23 protein-coding genes are annotated in these 20,821 nt (G+C 61.5%); 14 read left to right on the forward strand and 9 right to left on the reverse strand.

Annotated features, from left to right (window positions below; all coding sequences use genetic code 11):
• Positions 1 to 77: 77 nt before the first annotated feature.
• From FAY22_RS12985 to panB, 8 genes are read left to right on the forward strand one after another with little or no spacing between them, the layout of a single operon-like run.
• Positions 78 to 1,163 (forward strand): AI-2E family transporter, encoded by a 1,086-nt coding sequence (locus FAY22_RS12985; protein WP_146330593.1) that lies wholly within the window; start codon positions 78 to 80, stop codon positions 1,161 to 1,163.
• On the forward strand, positions 1,160 to 1,837 hold the full coding sequence (gene hda, locus FAY22_RS12990) for a DnaA regulatory inactivator Hda (RefSeq protein ID WP_146330594.1): 678 nt from the start codon (positions 1,160 to 1,162) through the stop codon (positions 1,835 to 1,837). Before FAY22_RS12985 ends, hda begins: the two co-directional genes overlap by 4 nt.
• Complete coding sequence (locus tag FAY22_RS12995; RefSeq protein ID WP_146330595.1) at positions 1,834 to 2,505, forward strand: HAD family phosphatase; 672 nt, start codon at positions 1,834 to 1,836, stop codon at positions 2,503 to 2,505. The genes hda and FAY22_RS12995 overlap by 4 nt, the downstream gene beginning before the upstream one ends.
• A complete protein-coding gene (gene pcnB / locus FAY22_RS13000) occupies positions 2,498 to 3,874 on the forward strand; it encodes a polynucleotide adenylyltransferase PcnB (protein ID WP_146330596.1) in 1,377 nt (458 codons plus the stop codon). Before FAY22_RS12995 ends, pcnB begins: the two co-directional genes overlap by 8 nt.
• Positions 3,871 to 4,350, forward strand: a complete 480-nt coding sequence (folK, locus tag FAY22_RS13005; protein WP_146330597.1) for a 2-amino-4-hydroxy-6-hydroxymethyldihydropteridine diphosphokinase — start codon at positions 3,871 to 3,873, stop codon at positions 4,348 to 4,350. The genes pcnB and folK overlap by 4 nt, the downstream gene beginning before the upstream one ends.
• Positions 4,351 to 4,353: 3 nt before the next feature.
• On the forward strand, positions 4,354 to 4,701 hold the full coding sequence (locus FAY22_RS13010) for a DMT family protein (RefSeq protein WP_146330598.1): 348 nt from the start codon (positions 4,354 to 4,356) through the stop codon (positions 4,699 to 4,701).
• Entirely contained in the window at positions 4,698 to 5,339 is a 642-nt protein-coding gene (locus FAY22_RS13015; RefSeq protein ID WP_146330599.1) for a deoxynucleoside kinase, read from the forward strand. Before FAY22_RS13010 ends, FAY22_RS13015 begins: the two co-directional genes overlap by 4 nt.
• Before the next feature lie 2 nt (positions 5,340 to 5,341).
• Positions 5,342 to 6,172: a 3-methyl-2-oxobutanoate hydroxymethyltransferase gene (gene panB, locus FAY22_RS13020; protein WP_146330600.1), complete on the forward strand. Its 831-nt coding sequence runs from the start codon at positions 5,342 to 5,344 to the stop codon at positions 6,170 to 6,172.
• Positions 6,173 to 6,222: 50 nt separating this feature from the next.
• On the opposite strand, the gene can is transcribed toward panB, so the two are convergent.
• The 7 genes from can to FAY22_RS13055 form a co-directional block, all read right to left on the reverse strand.
• Positions 6,223 to 6,888: a carbonate dehydratase gene (gene can, locus FAY22_RS13025; protein WP_146330601.1), complete on the reverse strand. Its 666-nt coding sequence runs from the start codon at positions 6,886 to 6,888 to the stop codon at positions 6,223 to 6,225.
• Between the two features lie 193 nt (positions 6,889 to 7,081).
• Entirely contained in the window at positions 7,082 to 8,218 is a 1,137-nt protein-coding gene (gene dnaJ / locus FAY22_RS13030) for a molecular chaperone DnaJ (protein ID WP_146330602.1), read from the reverse strand.
• A 137-nt stretch (positions 8,219 to 8,355) separates the two neighbouring features.
• Positions 8,356 to 10,302: a molecular chaperone DnaK gene (dnaK, locus tag FAY22_RS13035; RefSeq protein WP_146330603.1), complete on the reverse strand. Its 1,947-nt coding sequence runs from the start codon at positions 10,300 to 10,302 to the stop codon at positions 8,356 to 8,358.
• Between the two features lie 87 nt (positions 10,303 to 10,389).
• Positions 10,390 to 10,965, reverse strand: coding sequence for a nucleotide exchange factor GrpE (grpE, locus tag FAY22_RS13040; RefSeq protein ID WP_146330604.1), 576 nt, complete (start codon positions 10,963 to 10,965; stop codon positions 10,390 to 10,392).
• A 392-nt stretch (positions 10,966 to 11,357) separates the two neighbouring features.
• Entirely contained in the window at positions 11,358 to 12,464 is a 1,107-nt protein-coding gene (hemH, locus tag FAY22_RS13045; protein WP_146330605.1) for a ferrochelatase, read from the reverse strand.
• A gap of 64 nt (positions 12,465 to 12,528) precedes the next feature.
• On the reverse strand, positions 12,529 to 14,175 hold the full coding sequence (gene recN, locus FAY22_RS13050; protein ID WP_146330606.1) for a DNA repair protein RecN: 1,647 nt from the start codon (positions 14,173 to 14,175) through the stop codon (positions 12,529 to 12,531).
• Between the two features lie 36 nt (positions 14,176 to 14,211).
• The gene (locus tag FAY22_RS13055) at positions 14,212 to 15,126 is read right to left on the reverse strand and encodes an NAD kinase (protein ID WP_146330607.1); all 915 of its coding nucleotides are present in this window, start codon (positions 15,124 to 15,126) and stop codon (positions 14,212 to 14,214) included.
• 82 nt (positions 15,127 to 15,208) lie between these two features.
• Between FAY22_RS13055 and FAY22_RS13060 the strand changes: the two genes are divergently transcribed.
• Complete coding sequence (locus tag FAY22_RS13060; protein ID WP_146330608.1) at positions 15,209 to 15,919, forward strand: HAD family hydrolase; 711 nt, start codon at positions 15,209 to 15,211, stop codon at positions 15,917 to 15,919.
• 75 nt (positions 15,920 to 15,994) lie between these two features.
• Positions 15,995 to 17,017, forward strand: coding sequence for a heat-inducible transcriptional repressor HrcA (gene hrcA / locus FAY22_RS13065; RefSeq protein WP_146330609.1), 1,023 nt, complete (start codon positions 15,995 to 15,997; stop codon positions 17,015 to 17,017).
• Positions 17,018 to 17,037: 20 nt separating this feature from the next.
• Here the strand turns inward: hrcA and FAY22_RS13070 are convergent, their stop codons facing one another.
• Together FAY22_RS13070 and fur are read right to left on the reverse strand one after the other, a co-directional pair.
• Positions 17,038 to 17,361, reverse strand: coding sequence for a PilZ domain-containing protein (locus FAY22_RS13070; protein ID WP_146330610.1), 324 nt, complete (start codon positions 17,359 to 17,361; stop codon positions 17,038 to 17,040).
• A gap of 136 nt (positions 17,362 to 17,497) precedes the next feature.
• Positions 17,498 to 17,929: a ferric iron uptake transcriptional regulator gene (gene fur, locus FAY22_RS13075; protein WP_146330611.1), complete on the reverse strand. Its 432-nt coding sequence runs from the start codon at positions 17,927 to 17,929 to the stop codon at positions 17,498 to 17,500.
• 78 nt (positions 17,930 to 18,007) lie between these two features.
• Here fur and FAY22_RS13080 point away from each other — a divergent pair, with 78 nt between their 5' ends.
• Genes FAY22_RS13080 through FAY22_RS13095 form a run of 4 tightly spaced genes read left to right on the forward strand, consistent with a single transcriptional unit; the run spans position 18,008 to position 20,810 of the window.
• Complete coding sequence (locus FAY22_RS13080; protein ID WP_246860505.1) at positions 18,008 to 18,577, forward strand: outer membrane protein assembly factor BamE; 570 nt, start codon at positions 18,008 to 18,010, stop codon at positions 18,575 to 18,577.
• Between the two features lie 15 nt (positions 18,578 to 18,592).
• Positions 18,593 to 19,399 (forward strand): 4-hydroxy-tetrahydrodipicolinate reductase, encoded by an 807-nt coding sequence (dapB, locus tag FAY22_RS13085; RefSeq protein WP_146330612.1) that lies wholly within the window; start codon positions 18,593 to 18,595, stop codon positions 19,397 to 19,399.
• Between the two features lie 27 nt (positions 19,400 to 19,426).
• Positions 19,427 to 20,113 (forward strand): energy transducer TonB, encoded by a 687-nt coding sequence (locus FAY22_RS13090; RefSeq protein WP_146330613.1) that lies wholly within the window; start codon positions 19,427 to 19,429, stop codon positions 20,111 to 20,113.
• Between the two features lie 19 nt (positions 20,114 to 20,132).
• Positions 20,133 to 20,810, forward strand: a complete 678-nt coding sequence (locus FAY22_RS13095; RefSeq protein WP_146330614.1) for a MotA/TolQ/ExbB proton channel family protein — start codon at positions 20,133 to 20,135, stop codon at positions 20,808 to 20,810.
• Positions 20,811 to 20,821 lie beyond the last annotated feature (11 nt).

Raw genomic sequence — 20,821 nt, forward strand, 5'->3', positions numbered from 1 at the left:
AAAATAGGCAGTTTGAACCGAAAAAGTTCAAGCAAACCGCTATTTTAACAAACCGCTCAGATCGCCCCAGCCTTTCCATGCCATTTTCTTTCAGTTCCGAGCAAAAACAGACGGTGTTATGGCTTGCGCTCGCGCTCGGACTGGTTGCCTTATTGATAAAACTAGGGCCTATCCTGGCGCCGTTCGTGGCCGCCGCCATCATGGCGTATGCGCTCAACCCGGTCGTCGACTGGCTGTCGACCAAGGGAGTCAAGAAACTCGCGCTGCCGCGCCAGCTGGCGGTGCTGGTCGTGATCCTGCTGGTATTTGCAGTCCTGCTGGTCCTGGCGCTGATCGTGATTCCGGTCATACAAAAGGAAATTCCGCTGCTGCAGGAACAGATCCCCAGCTTCCTCGCCAAGATCAACGCGGCCGTCGCCCCGAAGCTGCACGAACTGGGCATCCACGTGCGCCTGGACGGCACCGGCGTCAAACGCATCCTGTCACAGTATTTCAGCGCCAGCGGCGATGAAACCTGGAGCAAGCTGCTCGCCTCGGTGAAGGTCGGCGGCGTTGCCTTGCTGGGCTGGCTCGTGACGCTGGCACTGGTGCCGATTGCACTGTTTTATCTGTTGTTGGATTGGCACGCCATCCTGCAGCGGGTCGAGAACATGATTCCGCGCCGCTGGGCCGCGCGGACGGTGGGGCTGGCACACGAAGTGGACCAGTTGCTGGCGCAATACCTGCGCGGACAACTGGCGGTGATGCTGGCGCTGTGCATTTATTATTCGGTATCGCTCGGCATCGCCGGCCTGGAGGTCGCCCTCCCGGTCGGGATCATCACCGGCCTGCTGATCTTCATCCCCTATATCGGCTTCGGCCTGGGCATGATCCTGGCGCTGATCGCCGCCGTGCTCCAGTTCGACGGCTTGCACGGCCTGGTGGTGGTAGCCACCGTCTACGGCATCGGCCAGGTCATCGAAGGCTTTTTCCTGACGCCGCGCCTGGTCGGCGAGCGCATTGGCCTGCATCCGCTGACCGTGATTTTCGCGCTGCTCGCCTTCGGCCAGCTGTTCGGCTTCGTCGGCGTCCTGCTCGCCCTGCCGGCATCCGCCATTCTGGCGGTCGCATTCAAGCATGTGCGCATTCATTATTTCAACAGCAGCTTTTATCGTCAGTCATGAGGCAATTACTGCTCGACCTGGGCGCGGAAAAACCGCCGACCCTGGATTCCTTCGTCACCGGACAAAATGAAGAGCTGCTGCAGCTGCTGCGGCAGTTCCAGCAGCGGGGCGACGCCATGCCGCGCGAGCGCTTCGTTTATCTCTGGGGCGAATCGGGCGCCGGGAAAACGCACCTGCTGCGCGCGCTGGCAGGCACGCCGAACGCACACCTCGTCTCGGCCGACGCTTCCGACGAGGCGTTTACTTACGATGCGCGCACCACGCTCTACCTGATCGACGACTGCGACAAGCTGCCGCCCGACACGCAAGTCTCGGCCTTCAACCTGTTCAACCAGGTGCGCGAGAACGGCGGTCTGCTGGTCACCGCCGGCGCCCTGCCGCCGGCCGGTCTGTCGCTGCGCGAAGACTTGCGCACGCGGCTGGGCTGGGGCCTGATCTACCAGCTGCACGGCCTGACCGACGACGAAAAGATCGCCGCACTCACCAAGGCGGCGCAGGCGCGCGGTTTATCGCTGTCGCCCGGCGTGTTACCCTATCTGATCACACATTTCCGTCGAGACATGCAATCCTTGTCGACCATGCTCGACGCGCTCGACCAATATTCGCTGGAGACCCAACGTCCGATCACGCTGCCGCTGCTGCGCAGCTTGTTGCAACTCGAAACCAAAGAATGAATCTCGCCTTATTCGATCTAGACCATACCTTATTGCCGCTCGATTCCGATTACGAATGGGGCCAGTTCCTGGTGCGCATCGGCGCCGTGGACGCCGATGCCTTCGCCAAACGCAATGCCGACTTTTACGCGCAATATGAAGCCGGCACGCTCGACCCGGTGGAATACCTGGAATTCGCGCTCGGCACGCTGGCGCAATTTCCGCGCAAGCAGCTCGACGACTGGCGACTGCAATTCATGGATGAAGTGATCAAGCCGGCGATCCGCCCGGTGGCGCGCGACCTCGTCAAGCGCCACCAGGATGCCGACGACCTGGTGGCCATCATCACCGCCACCAACAAGTTCGTCACCGCGCCGATCGCGCAGGCGTTCGGTGTCGCCAACCTGATCGCAGCCGAACCGGACGAGACCGGGGACGGCGAAATCACCGGCAAGCTGCGCGGCATTCCCACGTCGGGGCCGGGCAAGGTCATCCATACGCAGCAATGGCTCGCCGACAAGGGAAGGACGCTGGACAGCTTCGCGCGCAGCTACTTCTATAGCGATTCGCAAAACGACATCCCGCTTTTGGCCGCCGTCACCGATCCGATCGCCACCAATCCCAATGCCAAGCTGAAAGCGCATGCACAGGCGCACGGCTGGCCCATCCTCACGCTATTCGATGATTAAAAAGTTCATTCGCCGTATTTTCGGCAGCAGCAAAAAGACGGATAGCCGCAACCAGCCCGTCATCCTCGGGCCAAAGGAACACGGCATCAACCCGCAACTGCTCTCCCCCAACGCCGTGCGCGTCACGCAAACCCTGCAGGAAGCCGGCTTCAAGGCGTTCGTCGTCGGCGGCGCGGTGCGCGATCTGCTGCTCGGCGTCAAGCCGAAGGATTTCGACGTCGCCACCAACGCCACGCCGGAACAGGTCAAGCGCCTGTTCCGCCGCGCCTTCATCATCGGCCGGCGCTTCCAGATCGTGCACGTGATGTTCGGCCAGGAGCTGATCGAAGTCACCACCTTCCGCGGCGCCTCGTCGGAAAGCGCGCCCAAGGACGAGCACGGCCGCGTATTGCGCGACAATACCTTCGGCGAGCAGCATGAAGACGCGGAGCGGCGCGACTTCTCCATCAACGCGATGTACTACGACCCGGCCAGCCAGACCGTGCTCGACTACCATAACGGCATCGCCGACATCCGCAACAAGACGCTGCGCATCATCGGCGTGCCGGAAGCCCGGTTCCGGGAAGACCCGGTGCGCCTGTTGCGCGTGGTGCGCTTTGCCGCCAAGCTGAACTTCAGCATCGATCCCGCCACCCGCGCACCGATCCAGGTGATGGCGCCGCTGATCAACAACGTGCCGGCCGCGCGCGTGTTCGACGAGATGCTGAAGCTGCTGCTGTCCGGCCATGCGCTGGCCTGCCTGCATCAGTTGCGCAACGAGGGCCTGCATCACGGCTTGCTGCCGCTATTGGACGTGGTGCTGGAGCAGCCGCTAGGCGAGAAATTCGTCTCGCTGGCGCTGTCAGGCACCGACGATCGGGTCAAGCAAGGCAAGCCCGTATCGCCGGGCTTCCTGTTCGCCTCGCTGCTGTGGCATCAGGTACTGGAAAAATGGAACGCCTACAAGGCTGCCGGCGAATACCCGATCCCCGCGCTGCACCTGGCGGCCGACGACGTGCTCAACGCCCAGACCGAGAAGCTGGCGCTGCAGCGCAAGATCGCGTCCGACATGCGCGACATCTGGGCCATGCAGCCGCGCTTCGAGCGGCGCTCCGGCAAGTCGCCGTACAAGCTGCTGGAGCACGTGCGGCTGCGCGCCGGCTACGACTTCCTGCTGCTGCGCTGCGCCTCGGGTGAAATCGACGCGGAAGTCGGCGAATGGTGGACCGCCTTCATCAATGGCGACGGCGCCGCCCGCGAAGAACTGCTGGCGAAAAAGATCAGGTCGGAAGGCGAAAGCCACGCGCCGAAAAAGCGCCGCCGCCGCAGCGGGCGCAGCAAGCACAAGGACGCCTCCACGGGCGCCCCGGCCGAGAGCAGCAACACATGAGCGTGAGCGCCTGCTACATCGGCATCGGCTCCAACCTGGGCGATGCGCAAGCGCAGGTGGAACGCGCCATCGCGCGCCTGGGACAATTGAATGGCACCCGGCTGGCGGCACAGTCGAGCCTGTTTCGCACCGCCCCGGTCGACGCGGGCGGCGATGACTACATCAACGCGGTGGCATGCATTGACACGCAGCTCACACCCGAGCAGCTGCTGCAGGAACTGCAAGCCATCGAGCAGGACTTCGGCCGCGAGCGGCCTTTCCGGAACGCGCCGCGCACGCTCGATCTCGACATCCTGCTGTACGGCACGCAAGTCATCTCGTCCCCCGCGCTGCAGATCCCGCATCCGCGCATGACGCAGCGCGCGTTCGTACTGATTCCGCTGCTGCAGCTCGACCCGTTTCTCACCATCCCTGGCCAGGGCCCGGCCCACGCCTTCGTGCCGTCCGTGGCCGGACAGGCAATCCAGAAAATCTGATTCATGCAAATCCCAGTCGTCTATCAAACGGTCGGCTTGCTGACCCTGTCCAACGTGTTCATGACGGTCGCGTGGTACGGCCATCTGAAAAACCTGGCCGGAAAGGCGTGGTGGATCGCCGCCCTGGTGAGCTGGTCGATCGCGCTGTTCGAATACCTGCTGCAGGTGCCGGCCAATCGCATCGGCTACACGCAGCTAAGCCTGGCGCAGCTGAAGATCATGCAGGAAGCGATTACACTGGCCGTGTTCGTGCCGTTCGCGATGATCTACATGAACCAGCCGTTCAAGCTCGATTACGTCTGGGCCGGCCTGTGCCTGGTGGGCGCCGTCTATTTCATTTTCCGAACATGAGCCTCGATAAATATCGGTATGTGGTGGTCGAAGGCCCGATCGGCGTGGGCAAGACCACGCTGGCGAAAAAGCTGGCCGAAAACCTGCAGGCGCAGGCGCTGCTGGAGCAGCCCCAGGAAAACCCGTTCCTCGAACGGTTTTACCGCGATGCGGCACGCTACGCGCTGCCGACCCAGATGTTCTTCCTGTTCCAGCGCATCAACCAGTTGCGCGACCTGGCGCAGACCGACCTGTTCGGCGCGCGCCTCGTGTCGGATTTCCTGCTCGACAAGGATCCGCTCTTCGCCAGCCTGACGCTGGACGACGACGAGCTGAACCTGTACCAGCAACTGTATGCCCAGTTGCGCCCGCAGGGCACGGTACCCGACCTGGTGATCTATCTGCAGGCGCAGCCGGAAACCCTGATAGAGCGCATCAGGAAGCGCGGCGTTTCAATGGAATCCGGCCTGTCCGAGGTATACCTGTACCGGCTGTGTGAAAGTTACAGCCGTTTCTTTTATCATTACGACGCCTCGCCGCTGCTGATCGTCAATACCGAGCACTTGAACCCGATCGAGCGCGACGACGACTTCACCTTACTGCTGAACCATATCGGCAACATGCGCGGCAGGCGGGAATTTTTTAATCTTGGGGAATGACCATGGCGGGATATTTGCAAGAAAGCGAACCAACGATTCGCACCAAGGCAGTCACCGTGACATCGCTACAAGCGATGCGCAACAGCGGTGAAAAAATCGCGATGCTCACCTGTTACGACGCCAGCTTCGCTGCGCTGATGGACCGCTGCGGCGTGGAAGTGCTGCTGATCGGCGATTCGCTTGGCATGGTGTGCCAGGGGCACGATTCGACCTTGCCGGTGACGCTCGACGACATCGCCTATCACACGGCGAGCGTGGCGCGCGGTAACCAGACGGCGTTTCTCGTCGCTGACATGCCGTTCGGCAGCTACGCAACCAGGGAAGACGCCTTCAGAAACGCCGTCAAGCTGATGCAGGCTGGCGCCCAGATGGTCAAGCTCGAAGGCGGCGCCTGGCTGGCGGAGACCGTGCGCTTCCTGACTGAGCGCGCGATCCCGGTATGCGCCCACATCGGGCTGACGCCGCAATCGGTGCACCAGTTCGGCGGCTACAAGGTACAGGGAAAAACCGTGGAAGCAGCGGACCAGCTGAAGGCCGATGCGCTGGCACTGCAGGCGGCTGGCGCAGCGCTGGTCGTGCTGGAAGCGATTCCTTCCACGCTGGGCAAGGAAGTCACCGAGCTGCTGACGATCCCGACCATCGGCATCGGCGCCGGCCCGGACTGTGCCGGCCAGGTGCTGGTCATGCACGACATGCTCGCCGTTTTCCCCGGGCGCAAGGCGCGCTTCGTGAAGAATTTCATGGAAGGCAGGAGCAGCATCGAGGCTGCCGTGCGCGCCTACGTCGCCGAGGTCAAGGAAAAATCGTTCCCGGGCCCGGAGCACTGTTTCTAAAGTTTGGCGGCGCCCCGCGCGGGGCGCCGCGCTTCGCGCACGCCGTCAAATCACTCATAGCGAGCAAAACATTCCGGCAGCTTGACGGCCAGTTCCTCCGCATTGCTTACCGTAAGCCCGAGGTCGGTCAGCATGCCGTCCTTCAAGCCGTAAATCCAGCTGTGGATGGTTAGCGCCTGGCCACGCTCCCACGCATCCTGCACGATCGTGGTCTGGCACACGTTCACCACCTGCTCCAGCACATTCAGCTCGCACAGACGATCCTGCTTGAGCGCGGTTGGCAACGTCTCGCCCAGATAGCGCTCGTGCTTGCTGTGCACATCCTGTACATGGCGCAACCAGTTGTCGGCCAGGCCGATGCGGCGGCGCGCCAGTGCCGCATGCACGCCGGAGCAGCCGTAATGCCCGCACACGATCACGTGCTTGACGCCGAGGACGTCGATGGCGAACTGCAGTACCGACAGACAGTTCAGGTCGGTATGCACCACGACATTGGCGATATTGCGATGGACAAACAGCTCACCGGGCAGCAGATTGACGATTTCGTTGGCCGGCACGCGGCTGTCGGCGCAGCCGATCCACAGGTATTCGGGCGACTGCTGGGCAGCGAGTTTTTTAAAGAAGCCGGCATCCTGCGCCACCATGGATGCTGCCCATTCGCGGTTATTCTGGAACAGTTGCTCCAGCATTGCGCTGTCTTTGCTTTGCTCACTCATATTCTTTGATCCGTAAAAAAGCCTCCCGGCAAATGCCGTATCCAACAGCAATGCCACCGCCCGCAATTCTATAGAATCCGGGCGTCATTGACCGGGCATGAATAACTTTCAGCCGGCATCCCGAAAGTAAAAAGGCCGCCGCCCTTACGGGCCGCGGCCTTTTCATTCCATCGGAGCCGTCGCGGTTCGATGGTTACTCGAAAAATTCCTTGACCTTGTCCTTCCAGGATTTGCTGTGCGGGCTGTGCTTGGAGCCGCCCGCCGTGGTCAGCTGCTCGAATTCCTGCAGCAATTCCTTCTGGCGGTCGGTCAGCTTGACCGGCGTCTCGACCACCACGTGGCAGAACAGATCGCCGGCGTAACCCGAACGCACGCCCTTGATGCCCTTGCTGCGCAGGCGGAAAGTCTTGCCGGACTGCGTCCCCTCGGGAAGCGTGAAGGATGCCTTGCCGTTCAGGGTCGGTACTTCCACCTCGCCGCCCAGCGCCGCCTTCGCGAACGAAATCGGGATTTCGCAATGCAGGTCGTCGCCTTCGCGCTGGAACACCGGATGAGGCTTGATGCGCACCTCGACATACAGGTCGCCCGGCGGGCCGCCGTTCATGCCCGGTTCCCCGTTGCCAGAGGAGCGGATGCGCATGCCGTCGTCGATGCCGGCCGGGATCTTGACTTCCAGCGTCTTGTTCTTCTTGATGCGCCCGGTGCCGCTGCACGAGGCGCAGGGCGTCGGAATGATCTTGCCGGTGCCGTGGCACTTCGGGCAGGTCTGCTGGATGCTGAAGAAGCCCTGCTGCATGCGCACCTGGCCGTGTCCGCCGCAGGTGCCGCAGGTGGTTGGCGAGGTACCGGGCTTGGCGCCGGAGCCATGGCAGGTTTCGCATTCGTTCCAGGACGGCACTCGGATGGTCGTGTCGAAGCCGTGCGCCGCCTGTTCCAGCGTGATCTCGAGGTTGTAGCGCAAATCGGCGCCGCGGTACACCTGTGGCCCGCCGCGTCCGCCGCGCGCGCTCTGTCCGAAGATATCGCCGAAGATGTCGCCGAACGCATCGGAAAAGCCGCCGAAGCCGCCGGCGCCCGCACCGAAACCGCCTGCGCCCATGTTCGGGTCCACGCCCGCATGGCCGTAGCGGTCATAGGCTTCGCGCTTGCCCGCATCGGACAGCATCTCGTAAGCCTCCTTGACTTCCTTGAACTTCTCTTCCGCACCTTTGCTATCCGGGTTGCGGTCCGGATGGTATTTCATGGCGAGCTTGCGATACGCCTTCTTGATCTCGTCGTCAGACGCGTTTTTCGCTACGCCCAGTATTTCGTAAAAGTCACGCTTTGCCATCGTCTCGGCATCCTGTCCCGTATTAATTCCAGCCTAATGCAGCTCGCCGCATCATAAACACAAACGCCGAGCGAGGATCGCATAACGATCGCAGCGGCTCGGCGGATCATCGCGGCGAATGCCGCGATGCAGGCATGTTACTTGTCTTTGACTTCCTTGAAGTCGGCGTCGACGACGTCCTCTTCCTTCGGCTTGGACTCGGATGCACCCGCGCCGCCCGCCCCGCCGGCAGCCGCGCCTGCGGCACCGGCCTGCTGGGCCTGCATGTCGGCGTACATCTTCTCGCCGAGCTTCTGCGACGCGGTCGACAGCGCTGCGACCTTGGCGTCGATGTCGGCCTTGTCGTTGCCCTTGAGGGCTTCTTCCAGGTCCTTGATCGATGCTTCGATCTTTTCCTTCTCGCCGGAATCGAGCTTGTCGCCGTACTCGGTCAGCGCCTTGCGGGTCGAGTGCACCAGCGCGTCGCCCTGGTTGCGGGCGTCGGCCAGTTCCTTCAGCTTCTTGTCCTCGTCCGCGTACAGCTCGGCGTCCTTCACCATCTTCTGGATTTCCTCTTCGGATAGACCGGAGTTGGCCTTGATGGTGATCTTGTTTTCCTTGCCGGATGCCTTGTCCTTCGCGCCGACATGCAGGATGCCGTTGGCGTCGATGTCGAAGGTCACCTCGATCTGCGGCACGCCGCGCGGCGACGGCGGAATGCCTTCCAGGTTGAACTCGCCCAGCAGCTTGTTGCCGGTCGCCATTTCACGCTCGCCCTGATACACCTTGATGGTCACGGCGGGCTGATTGTCGTCGGCGGTCGAGAACACCTGGCTGAACTTGGTCGGAATCGTGGTGTTCTTCTGGATCATCTTGGTCATCACGCCACCCAGGGTTTCGATACCCAGCGACAGCGGAGTCACGTCCAGCAGCAGCAGGTCCTTGCGGTCGCCCGACAGCACGGAGCCCTGGATCGCGGCGCCGACAGCGACTGCCTCATCCGGGTTGACGTCCTTGCGCGGATCGCGGCCGAAGAATTCCTTCACCTTTTCCTGCACCTTCGGCATGCGGGTCATGCCGCCGACCAGGATCACGTCCTGGATGTCGGACACCTTCACGCCGGCGTCCTTGATGGCGATGCGGCACGGCTCGATGGTGCGCGTGATCAGTTCCTCGACCAGCGATTCCAGCTTGGCACGGGTGATCTTCATGTTCAGATGCACCGGGGCGCCGTTGGCCATTGCGATGTACGGCTCGTTGATCTCGGTCTGCTGCGAGGACGACAGCTCGATCTTGGCGCGCTCGGCGGAAGCCTTGATGCGCTGCAGTGCGATCGCGTCCTTGGACAGGTCCAGGCCGTTGATCTTCTTAAATTCGTCGATGATGTAATCGATCACGCGCTGGTCGAAGTCTTCGCCGCCCAGGAAGGTGTCGCCGTTGGTCGACAGCACTTCGAACTGCATTTCGCCTTCGACGTCGGCGATCTCGATGATCGAGATGTCGAACGTGCCGCCGCCCAGGTCATACACCGCGATCTTGCGGTCACCCTTGCCGCTCTTGTCCAGGCCGAATGCCAGGGCAGCCGCGGTCGGCTCATTGATGATGCGCTTGACATCCAGGCCGGCGATGCGGCCGGCGTCCTTGGTCGCCTGACGCTGTGCGTCGTTGAAGTAGGCAGGAACGGTAATGACGGCTTCGGTCACTTCCTCGCCGAGATAGTCTTCGGCGGTCTTCTTCATCTTGCGCAGCACTTCTGCCGACACCTGCTGTGCCGCCAGCTTCTTGTCGCGCACCTGCACCCAGGCGTCGCCGTTGTCGGCCTTGACGATCTGGTACGGCATCAGGTTGATGTCCTTCTGCACTTCCTTCTCGTCGAACTTGCGGCCGATCAGGCGCTTGACTGCGTACAGCGTGTTCTTTGGGTTGGTGACTGCCTGGCGCTTGGCCGGCGCGCCGACCAGGATCTCGCCGTCATCCTGATAGGCGACGACGGAAGGCGTGGTGCGCGAACCTTCGGAGTTTTCGATGACCTTCGGCTGGCCGCCTTCCATGATGGCGACGCAGGAGTTGGTCGTACCCAAGTCAATGCCAATGATCTTGCCCATGTTTGTGTTCCTTTAAAAAAGCTGGATTTCTGATGTGTTGTATATGTGGAACAAAGTGCCGGTTTCAAGCACTTTCGCGCTCTATTTTTACTGTGCCACCGTCACCAAGGCCGGACGCAACAGGCGGTCAGCGATCGTGTACCCCTTTTGCAGCACGTTGACGACGGTATTGGCGTCCTGCTCTGCCGGCACCATGGAAATCGCCTGATGCTTCATCGGGTCCAGCTTCTCGCCGGGCATCGGATTAATTTCGATCAGGCGGTTGCGGTCGAACGCGGAGGATAGCTGCTTCAAGGTCATCTCCACGCCCTCCTTCAGCGACTCGACGGACGGCGTGTCGAGCTTGAGCGCCATTTCCAGGCTATCCTTGACCGGCACCAGCGCTTCGGCAAAGTTTTCAATCGCGAACTTGTGCGCCTTGGCGATATCTTCCTGGGCGCGGCGGCGGATGTTCTCGGCATCGGCCTTGGCCCGCAAATAGGCATCCTGCATTTCCGACGCCTTGGCTTCGGCAGCGGCCAACCTCTCTTCCAGACCAGGCCCGGCCGACGGCTGGGCACTGCTTTCCGCGGCCTTCGGCTGCTCCGCGGTCGGCTGCTCGCCCTGCAGCTGTTCAGCCTGCGCCTGATCAACTTGCTCCTGCATTTTCTCTTGGTCTTGCATCACAAAAAATCCCCCAGCAATCAATAACTTAGCGTTAACTATCGCCTCAAATGGGGTTATTCCGCTCTTTTTCAAGGGGAATAATGCATTTATTGGCAGGATGCGAGCGTGGCGCCGGCCGACGGAAAACGTAAATTCCTGTTACACACTTTACGCATTCCGGGATCGCGTTCTGTATGGAACGAACTAAGATGTACTTAACAGGTATGTAATTTTTATTGCCCTGTAGCAAGGAGTACATCATGCGGCTACCTCTTATCGCGGCGTCGATCGTCGCCTACGCCTTGCTCGCCACAGCCTGGATTTGCCAAGCGAATCTGGTTCCGCTGTATTAAGGCAAGCGCCCCATCCCGACGAAGGCATTCGTGCCGGCCAATGCACACTGATGCCGATTATTTTTTCGCGCCCAGCAACCTGGCGCGTTCGCGCGAGGCTTCCGCCTCCGTTTTCGCGTCTTCGCGCATCATGGGGGTCAGCAAGGTGGGCCATCCGACGAGGTGCTGCTCCGCGATTTCGGCCAGTGCCGCAATCCATGCGGGCGTCTCGTTCAGGCAAGGAATGTAGTGGAATTCCTTGCCGCCGGCGGTCAGGAAGTCCTGTTTGGCTTCCATCGCAATTTCTTCCAGCGTTTCCAGGCAATCGCTGGTAAAGCCGGGGCACAGCACGTCGACGCGCCCCGTGCCAGCCTTTGCCAGCTTGACGAGCGTCGGCGCGGTATAGGGCTGCAGCCATTCCGCCTTACCGAAGCGCGACTGGAAGGTCACGACGTACTGGTCCTGGTTCAGCTTCAATTCCGCGGCCAGCAGGCGGGCCGTCTTGTGACACTCGCAATGATATGGATCGCCCAGCATCAGGGTCCGCTTCGGCACGCCGTGAAAGCTCATCACCAGCTGGTCCGGGCGTCCATGCGTCTCCCAGTAGGCGAGTACCAACTTCCTGAGCGCCTGGATATAGGCTTCATGGTCGTGATAATGCTTCACCAGGCGCAGTTCGGGGATGTTCCGGACCGCTGCATAGTGGCCGAACACCGCATCGAAGATGGATGCCGTGGTCGTGCCCGAATACTGGGGATACGCCGGCAGGATCAGGATGCGGTCGCAACCCTCGGCCTTCAGCTTTTCCAGCACGTCGGGCAGCGACGGATTCCCGTAACGCATCGCATAGGCGACCTGCACGTCATGCCCGCGCTCGCCCAGATAGCCGCGCAACAACATGGCCTGCTTTTCGGTATGCAGCTTGAGCGGCGATCCTTCCCGGGTCCAGATCGACGCATATTTTGCGGCGGACTTGCGCGAGCGCAGCGGCAGGATGATGCCGTTGAGGATGAACCACCAGGCTGCCCTGGGGATTTCAACCACGCGCGGATCGGACAGGAATTGCTTCAGGTAGCGTCGCACGGCCGAGGCCGTCGGCACATCGGGTGTGCCGAGATTGACCAGCACGATGGCGGTCTTGGCCACGGTGCCGTGGGTATACTGGGGTTCCTGCATGGGACGCATTGCGCTTGCCTATCCTTTCCTTCGGAAATATCGAATCATGAAGCCGCCAGGCTCCCTGCGTGGTTCAGGATGCCAGCAACTCCCGCGCATGCTTGCGCGTCGTCGCCGTAATTTCGAGGCCGCCGAGCATGCGGGCGATCTCTTCGATGCGCGCCTTGCTGTCCAGCGGGTCGATGCTCGACACGGTGCGGCCATCGACGTTGCGCTTGGCGACCTGGAAATGCTGATTCGCCTGGCTCGCCACCTGCGGCAGGTGCGTCACGCACAATACCTGCCGGTCCTGTCCCAGTCTTTTCAGCAGGCGCCCCACCACTTCCGCGACGCCGCCGCCGATGCCGCTGTCAACCTCGTCGAAAATCAGGGTCGGCGTGGTCGTCGCGCTGGAGGTGATCACCGAAATCGCGAGAGAAATGCGCGCCAGTTCGCCGCCCGAGGCAACTTTTGCCAGCGCACGCGGGCTGGTCCCGGCGTGGCCCGCCACCATGAATTCCACCTGTTCCAGCCCATGGCCGGCGGGCTCGCAGCGGTTGAGCGCGACTTCGAAGCGCCCGCCCGCCATGCTCAAGTCCTGCATCGCAGCGGTCACCGCATCGCTCAGCGCCCTGGCTGCCGCGGCGCGCGCCTTCGACAGCTTTTCCGCGGCGCTCATGTAGGCGGCCTTGAGCTTGTCTTCCTGGGCGCGCATCGCCTCCAGGTCGCTGGCGTCGGCCAGCTGCCGCAGCTGCGCCGACAGCGCCGCACATTCCTGCGGCAAGTCTTCGGGCGCGACACGGAACTTGCGCGCGGTCGAATGAATGGCTTCCAGGCGCGCCTCCACTTCCTGCAGGCGCGCCGGATCGAGCTCGACGCGGCCGAGATAATCGTTGAGCGAATACACCGCTTCCTGCAGCTGGATACGCGCCGGCTCCAGCGCTTCGAGCACCGGTTTCAGCGCCGCATCGACGTCGGCCAGCTTGCCCAGCTTTTGCGTCAATACCGACAGTTGCGACAGCATCGGGTTGTCGGATTCGGAAATCGCGTTGAGCGCTTCCTGCGCGCCCTCGATCAGGCTGGCGGCGTGCGACAGGCGGCTGTGCTCGTTGCTGATGTCGGCCCACTCGCCCGGCTTGACCGCCAGTTTTTCCAGTTCGCCGACCTGCCACTCGAGGCGCTCGCGCTCCAGCATGACATTCCTGGCATTGACTTCGAACTCTTCGCGCTGCTTGGCCAGCGCGCGCCACGCCTTGTAGGTGGCGGCAACGGCCTTCGCATCGTCCAGCAGGCCGGCCTGGCTGTCGAGCAGCACGCGCTGCGCGTCGGCCTTCAGCAGCGACTGGTGGGCGTGCTGGCCATGGATATCGACCAGCATCTCGCCCAGCTCTCGCAATTGCGCCGCGGTGGCGCTGATGCCGTTGATGAAGGCCTTGGAACGGCCGGCGTTGTCGATCACCCGCCGCAGCAGTACGCCGCCGTCGTCGTTGCCGAATTCATTGTCGGCCAGCCAGGCGTCGACTTCCCCATGCGTGGAAAATTCGGCGGTGACGTCGGCTTTCGCCGCGCCTTCGCGCACCACGCTGGCATCGCCGCGCCCGCCCAGCGTGAGCGCGAGCGCATCGATCAGGATCGACTTGCCGGCGCCGGTCTCGCCAGTGAGGACAGTGAATCCGGGCGCGAACTCAAGCTCGAGGGAATCGACGATCACGAAATCGCGAATGGAAAGTGTGCGCAGCATGTGGAGTGCTAATTTGTTGTGGCGAAAACAAAGGCGTTATTTTAACTGCCCCGCCACGGATGGATACTCGTTCCAGTGCAGCTTTTCCCGCAGGGTATGGTAATAGCTCCAACCCTGTGGATGCAGGAAGGTAATGGTGTGGGCCGAGCGCCGGACTACGATGCGGTCGTGGTGCTGCAGACTGGCGAGCGACTGCATGTCGAAATTCACACTGATGTCGCGCCCGCCCATGATCTCGATCACGATCGAGCTCGAATCGGGCACGACGATGGGCCGGTTGGACAAGGCATGCGGCGCGATCGGCACCAGCACGATGCCGGACAGGCTGGGATGCAGCAAGGGGCCGCCGGCCGACAATGCGTAGGCGGTGGAACCGGTTGGCGTAGAAACAATCAGGCCGTCCGAACGCTGGTTGTACATGAAGCGCCCGTCGACCTCGACTTGCAATTCCGCCATGCCCGAGGTGGCGCCGCGCGACACAACGACATCGTTGAACGCCAGCGCATGAAAAATCATTTTGCCGTCGCGCAGCACGGAACCTTCCAGCAGCGCGCGCTGCTCCGATTCCAGCTTGCCTTCAAGCATATCGGCCAGCAGCGGAATCATGCCTTCCTGAGAAATATCGGTCATGAAACCGAGCCTGCCCTGGTTAATGCCGATCAAGGGGACATTGTATGGAGCGAGCTGGCGCGCAATCCCGAGCATGGTGCCGTCACCACCGAGTACGATTGCCACATCCGCATGTTCGCCGATCTCGGCCGGCGTCATCGCGACTGCATTGCTCAATCCGACGGTTTTCGCGGTCGCTTCCTCGAAGACGACATCGTGCCCCGAAGCCGCCAGAAAGGCGGCCACCTCCGACAAGGATTCGGCGATACCTGCCATATACTTGCCGACGATGGCAATGGTCTTGAAGGCAGCGGGCGGGGCAAGTGGCTTGGAAGGCAACATGCAGCAGATTAGACCATAATTTGGCGTGCTGTTACACAAGCCGCTCGTTGAAACGAATCATTTAGCACCAATATGGATCTATATGCCTGCCATCAAAGCCGTTTTGTTTGATCTCGACGATACCCTGTGGCCGATCGTCCCTGTCATCGAGCGCGCCGAAAACATCCTGTTCGACTGGCTGTCCGCGCACGTGCCCGCCGTCGCGGATCGGTTTTCGATCGAGAGCCTGCGCGCGCGGCGCCGGGAACTGATGGCGGCCGACCCGGTTTACCAGCTGGATCTGCGCCGCCTGCGGCATGCAGGATTGACCGAGGCTTTCCTGAGCGCCGGCGAGGATGTGGCGCTGGTCGACCAGGCCATGGAAGTGTTTTCGAAAGCGCGCAACCAGGTGACGCCATTCGGCGATGTCCTGCCGGCGCTGGAACGATTACGCGAGCGCGTGACGCTGGGCTCGGTGTCGAATGGGGTGGCCGATCTCGAAGCAATCGGCATGGCGCATTATTTCCAAGTATCGGTGGCGGCGCACCGCGTCGGTCGCGCCAAGCCCGACGCGGCCATATTTCATGCCGCTTGCGAGGCGATCGGCGTGGCGCCGCAGGAAGCGGTGTATGTAGGCGATGATCCCTTGCTTGATGTGCAAGGCGCGCAACAGGCTGGCTTGCGGGGCATCTGGATCAACCGCGCGGAACTGGTGCCGAAGCGTGTGCTGCCTGCCGATATATGTCCCGATGCCGTGTGCAGCACCTTCATTGAGCTGGAACAATGGATATATCAACGAATAATAGAAGTCTAACAACAGTCAAGTTTGAATCAGCCTACGCTGCAACAACACTGGCTCCCGCTGCCTCAGCTCGCATAAAATAACGGTATGCAACTCGATTCTCGTGCACAAACATTACTCAAGGCATTGGTCGAACGGTATATTGCCGATGGCCAGCCAGTCGGTTCGCGCGCGCTATCGAAAATCTCCGGCCTGGACCTGTCGCCGGCCACGATCCGCAACATCATGGCGGACCTGGAGGAAATGGGATTCGTCGCCAGTCCGCACACTTCCGCCGGACGCGTGCCGACGCCGCGCGGCTACCGGGTGTTCGTCGATACCTTGCTGACCGTGCAGTCGATCGACGAAACCACCGTCGAATCGAAGCTGCAACCGCGCCTGCATAGCGCTTCGCAGCAAAAGATCATTGCCAATGCCGCGCAAGTGCTGTCGTCGCTATCCCAGTTCGCCGGCGTCGTGATGACGCCGCGCCACGAATCGGTGTTCCAGCAGATCGAATTCCTGCGGCTGTCCGAAAAGCGCATCCTGCTGGTGATCGTCGCCCCCAACGGCGACGTGCAGAACCGCCTGCTGCTGACCGACGTCGACTACACGCCGGCACAGCTGATCCAGGCCGCCAACTATATCAACCAGCATTACGCCGGCGTCAGCTTCGACGACGTGCGGGCACGGCTCCAAGGCGAGCTGCGCCAGCTGCGCGACGACATGACACGCCTGATGCAGGCCGCGGTCGAGGCTGGCAGCGACGCGATGGCGGAAAGTTCCGACGATGTGGTGATTTCGGGCGAACGCAACCTGCTGAGCGTGACCGACCTGGCATCCAACATGACGTCGCTGCGCAAGCTGTTCGACCTGTTCGAGCAAAAAACCAGCCTGATGCAATTGCTCGACGTATCGAGCAAGGCAACCGGGGTGCAAATCTTCATCGGCGGCGAATCTCAACTGGTGCCGGTCGATGAAATGAGCGTGGTGACCGCGCCCTATGAAGTGAACGGCAAGATCGTCGGCACGCTCGGCGTGATCGGGCCGACCCGCATGGCATACGAACGCGTGATCCCGATCGTCGACATCACGGCCAAGCTGCTGTCGAGCGCACTGAGCCACTCCTGAGGACGGCTCCAGGAGCCGTCCTATACCATCAGCTCGGCAAGGATCTTTTCATTGGCCGGATCGAGTTGCGCGAACTGGATGCCCGTGCGAAAGCCGTCAGTCCCGCTCAAAATACTGTAAATAACCTTTGCGCTTAACATGACCGGCACGTGCCGGCCAGTCAGCGGCGCCTCGAATGCCACAGTGCATGCCTGCCCCGCCTTCAACTGCTTCGAAAAAAACAGGCACAGTCCGCTGAGCGAGAGGTCTACGGTGCGGCAAGGCAGCGGCGGCCTTCCCGGCAGGGCAAGCTTGGCGTGGCATCGGAATATCTTGCGCGGAAAACTTCTGGTTTCGGATTTCATTATTAAATTACCAATTTTTTACCCGATACGCGATTCCCTCCCCTACTATCGCGTAGTTCCGCCATGACATGTTAAGTGGGGAATTTTCCTCGGAGTCTGACTGGACGTCGTTCATAACATCCAGTGCCGCAATATGTTACCGGTTGCGGTGGGGACAGTTGACCTTTGTGCAATGCCCGTACAGCGCCAATGCATGTTCGGCGATATCAAAGCCGCGGTCCTTGGCTACGCGTTGCTGGCGCTTTTCGATTTCATCGTCGAAGAATTCCTCGACACGGCCGCAATCCAGGCAAACCAGGTGATCGTGGTGCGATCCCTCATTGAGTTCGAACACTGCCTTGCCGGTTTCAAAGTGATTTCGGTGCAGCAAGCCGGCCTGCTCGAACTGCGTGAGCACGCGATAAACCGTCGCCAGGCCGACGTCCATGTTTTCGGTCAACAAGATCTTGTAAACGTCTTCGGCGCTCAGGTGGCGTACCGTACTGTTCTGGAAGATCTCCAGGATCTTCAGTCTCGGAAGCGTCGCCTTGAGGCCGCTGGCTTTCAGCTCGGAAGGATTGCTAGGCATGTTGTTGGTCGGATTTGGATTATCTGCTTTATCATATAGCGTTTTGCCCCAATTGCTCAACGAATTGAGACCCCCTTTATGAGAATGAATTTCTCGCGCAGCGATCGTACACCAGCCATCGCCGGCGCGCTTTGCCTGGCTGTCGCCTGTCTGGCCGGGTGCGCATCGAAAAATCCCCTGATCGATCAGCCGGCCATGTCCGGCAAGGCACCCGAACAGCAAGCCCGGAATGCCGAGACCAAGCCTGCCGACGAAACCGCCGGCGTGACCACCGGCGCGCCAACCGGCATCCATCGCTTCCTCGGCATCTTCACCCCTTATCGGGTCGATATTCAGCAAGGCAACTTCATCTCGCGTGAAATGGTGGCCCAGTTGAAGGAAGGCATGCAACGCAATGAAGCGATCACGCGCGAGCAGGTGCGTTTCGCCTTGGGCACTCCTTTGTTGACCGACATCTTCCACGCCGACCGCTGGGACTACATGTTTCGCCTGAAGAAGCGCAGCGGCGAAATCATTTCAAGCCGCGTTACGGTCTTTTTCAAGGATAACCGGCTGGCGCGCATCGAGGGCGGACTGCTGCCGACCGAGCAGGAATACCTGGCGTTGATCGCAGGTTCTGCACCGGGCGCAACAGCACAAGGAAAATAATTCAACGGGCAACACATGACTCAACTGAAAATCGCCGTAGCAGGTGCATCCGGCCGCATGGGCCGCATGCTGATCGAAACCATTCAAGACGCCGGGGATGCCGCGCTGGCGGGCGCACTCGATGTGGCGGCGTCGCCCGGCATCGGCACCGATGCCGCAGCCTTTCTCGGCAAGCCGGCCGGCGTCGCGATCGAAGCTGACTTGGCCAAGGGATTGTCCAACGCCGATTATCTGATCGACTTCACCCGCCCGGAAGGCACGCTGAAACACTTGGAATACTGCGCCGCGCACGGCATCAAGATGATCATCGGCACTACCGGTTTCGATGACGCCGGCAAGGCCGCCATCGCCGCCGCCGCGCAAAAAACCGCGATCGTGTTTGCGCCCAACATGAGCGTCGGGGTGAACGTGACGATGAAGTTGCTGGAACTGGCTGCCAAGAGTTTTTCGCATGGCTACGACATCGAAATCATCGAGGCGCACCATCGGCACAAGGTCGACGCGCCGTCCGGCACCGCGCTCAAGATGGGCGAAGTCATCGCCGACGCGCTCGGGCGCGACCTGAAGGATGTCGCCGTCTATGCGCGCGAAGGCGTGACCGGCGAACGCGACCCGTCGTCGATCGGCTTCGCGACGATCCGCGGCGGCGATATCGTGGGCGACCATACCGTGCTGTTCGCTGGCATCGGCGAGCGCATCGAGATTTCGCACAAGTCCTCCAGCCGGTTCAGCTATGCGCAAGGCAGCCTGCGTGCGGCACGCTTCCTCGCGGACAAGCAAACCGGCCTGTTCGACATGCAGGACGTGCTGGGTCTGAAATAACGTGAATGAACGGGGCGATCAGGCAGCATGAAATTCGCCTCGTCTTCGATTCCCGTTCTGGGCACGATACTGCTGCATGCGGCATTGATTGTTTTCACAATCAATGGTTTGAGCAGCAGCAGCCGCGACACTTCGTCGCCCAAGCCAGTTCAGGTGCAAGTACAGTTATTGCAGGAGCGGCCCAGGCCCGCAGAAAAATTACCGGCGGCGCCCGCTCAGCCGCAGCCGCAAAATCCGGCGCGCGAGCACAAGCCGCGCACCACCCTCAAGCCGCAACCGCAACCACGCGAGCAACCGGCCGCTCATCCCAAGGCGCCCGACATTCCCATACCGATGGCGCAAACGAGCGTGGACGCTGTACCGGCACCAGCGCGCTCCGATAACGCCGCTCCGGCGGCGGCTTCCGCCGCGCCCGTCCCGCCCGTCAAGCGCGGCGTGTTCGTCGATCCTTCCTACCTCGCTACCGAAACGGAAAAGTGGTATCCGAGGCAGGCCAAGCGGTATGGCGACCAGGGCAGCGTCGTGCTGCATGTGACGGTATCGGCGGCAGGCCGCGCCGAGAAGGTAGAATTAAGAAAAGGCAGCGGTTACCCGCTGCTCGATGCGGCCGCGGTCGAGCTTGCGAAGTCGATCACCTATCGGCCCGCCACACTGGATGGCAAGCCGGTGCCCGACTCATTCAACTTGCCGATCACATTCCAACTACACGATTAGGATCAAGGCTCAAACAACCATGGATCAAACTCTCGGATTCGCGCATTACTGGGCTCAGGGCGACGCCGTTACGCACGCGGTCGCCTACCTGCTGCTGATGATGTCGATTGTCAGCTGGTACTACATTTTTTCGAAGGCATGGAGTTCCTGGCGCATCCGCAGGAGCGCGGGCGCGCTCGAAGGCTTCTGGAAGGCGTCCACGCTCGACGACGCGATCGCCGTAGTCAAGAATGCCGACAGCGAAAACGTCTACACGCCGTTGGCCGCGCAAAGCGTGCAAGCGGCCAACCTGCGCTCCCAGGCCGGCTCGCTCAACGCGAACGTCGATCCGGGCGAACTGATCACCCGCACGCTGCGCCAGGAAATCAACCGCGTGTCGTCGCGACTGGAAAGCGGGCTGACGCTCTTGGCCTCGGTCGGCTCGACCGCCCCTTTCGTGGGTTTGTTCGGTACGGTGTGGGGCATTTATCACGCACTGGTGGCGGTATCGACCGCCGGCACTGTGCAGATCGACAAGGTGGCCGGCCCGGTCGGCGAAGCGCTGATCATGACCGCGCTTGGCCTGGTGGTGGCGATTCCGGCAGTGCTTGCCTATAACGCCTTCACCCGCGTCAACCGCGTCACGCTGGCGGAACTGGATGCATTCGCGCACGATCTGCACGCCTACCTGACTACCGGCGCGCGCGTCGGCAAATAATCAATCCGGAG

The sequence above is a fragment of the Noviherbaspirillum sp. UKPF54 genome, assembly GCF_007874125.1.
Lineage (GTDB): Bacteria > Pseudomonadota > Gammaproteobacteria > Burkholderiales > Burkholderiaceae_D > Noviherbaspirillum.

Bases quoted from the DNA above. Each gene is read 5' to 3' on its own strand.
- FAY22_RS12985 (WP_146330593.1), top strand. From the start codon at position 78: ATGCCATTTTCTTTCAGTTCCGAGCAAAAACAGACGGTGTTATGGCTT.
- hda (WP_146330594.1), top strand. From the start codon at position 1,160: ATGAGGCAATTACTGCTCGACCTGGGCGCGGAAAAACCGCCGACCCTG.
- FAY22_RS12995 (WP_146330595.1), top strand. From the start codon at position 1,834: ATGAATCTCGCCTTATTCGATCTAGACCATACCTTATTGCCGCTCGAT.
- pcnB (WP_146330596.1), top strand. From the start codon at position 2,498: ATGATTAAAAAGTTCATTCGCCGTATTTTCGGCAGCAGCAAAAAGACG.
- folK (WP_146330597.1), top strand. From the start codon at position 3,871: ATGAGCGTGAGCGCCTGCTACATCGGCATCGGCTCCAACCTGGGCGAT.
- FAY22_RS13010 (WP_146330598.1), top strand. From the start codon at position 4,354: ATGCAAATCCCAGTCGTCTATCAAACGGTCGGCTTGCTGACCCTGTCC.
- FAY22_RS13015 (WP_146330599.1), top strand. From the start codon at position 4,698: ATGAGCCTCGATAAATATCGGTATGTGGTGGTCGAAGGCCCGATCGGC.
- panB (WP_146330600.1), top strand. From the start codon at position 5,342: ATGGCGGGATATTTGCAAGAAAGCGAACCAACGATTCGCACCAAGGCA.
- can (WP_146330601.1), bottom strand. From the start codon at position 6,888: ATGAGTGAGCAAAGCAAAGACAGCGCAATGCTGGAGCAACTGTTCCAG.
- dnaJ (WP_146330602.1), bottom strand. From the start codon at position 8,218: ATGGCAAAGCGTGACTTTTACGAAATACTGGGCGTAGCGAAAAACGCG.
- dnaK (WP_146330603.1), bottom strand. From the start codon at position 10,302: ATGGGCAAGATCATTGGCATTGACTTGGGTACGACCAACTCCTGCGTC.
- grpE (WP_146330604.1), bottom strand. From the start codon at position 10,965: ATGCAAGACCAAGAGAAAATGCAGGAGCAAGTTGATCAGGCGCAGGCT.
- hemH (WP_146330605.1), bottom strand. From the start codon at position 12,464: ATGCGTCCCATGCAGGAACCCCAGTATACCCACGGCACCGTGGCCAAG.
- recN (WP_146330606.1), bottom strand. From the start codon at position 14,175: ATGCTGCGCACACTTTCCATTCGCGATTTCGTGATCGTCGATTCCCTC.
- FAY22_RS13055 (WP_146330607.1), bottom strand. From the start codon at position 15,126: ATGTTGCCTTCCAAGCCACTTGCCCCGCCCGCTGCCTTCAAGACCATT.
- FAY22_RS13060 (WP_146330608.1), top strand. From the start codon at position 15,209: ATGCCTGCCATCAAAGCCGTTTTGTTTGATCTCGACGATACCCTGTGG.
- hrcA (WP_146330609.1), top strand. From the start codon at position 15,995: ATGCAACTCGATTCTCGTGCACAAACATTACTCAAGGCATTGGTCGAA.
- FAY22_RS13070 (WP_146330610.1), bottom strand. From the start codon at position 17,361: ATGAAATCCGAAACCAGAAGTTTTCCGCGCAAGATATTCCGATGCCAC.
- fur (WP_146330611.1), bottom strand. From the start codon at position 17,929: ATGCCTAGCAATCCTTCCGAGCTGAAAGCCAGCGGCCTCAAGGCGACG.
- FAY22_RS13080 (WP_246860505.1), top strand. From the start codon at position 18,008: ATGAGAATGAATTTCTCGCGCAGCGATCGTACACCAGCCATCGCCGGC.
- dapB (WP_146330612.1), top strand. From the start codon at position 18,593: ATGACTCAACTGAAAATCGCCGTAGCAGGTGCATCCGGCCGCATGGGC.
- FAY22_RS13090 (WP_146330613.1), top strand. From the start codon at position 19,427: ATGAAATTCGCCTCGTCTTCGATTCCCGTTCTGGGCACGATACTGCTG.
- FAY22_RS13095 (WP_146330614.1), top strand. From the start codon at position 20,133: ATGGATCAAACTCTCGGATTCGCGCATTACTGGGCTCAGGGCGACGCC.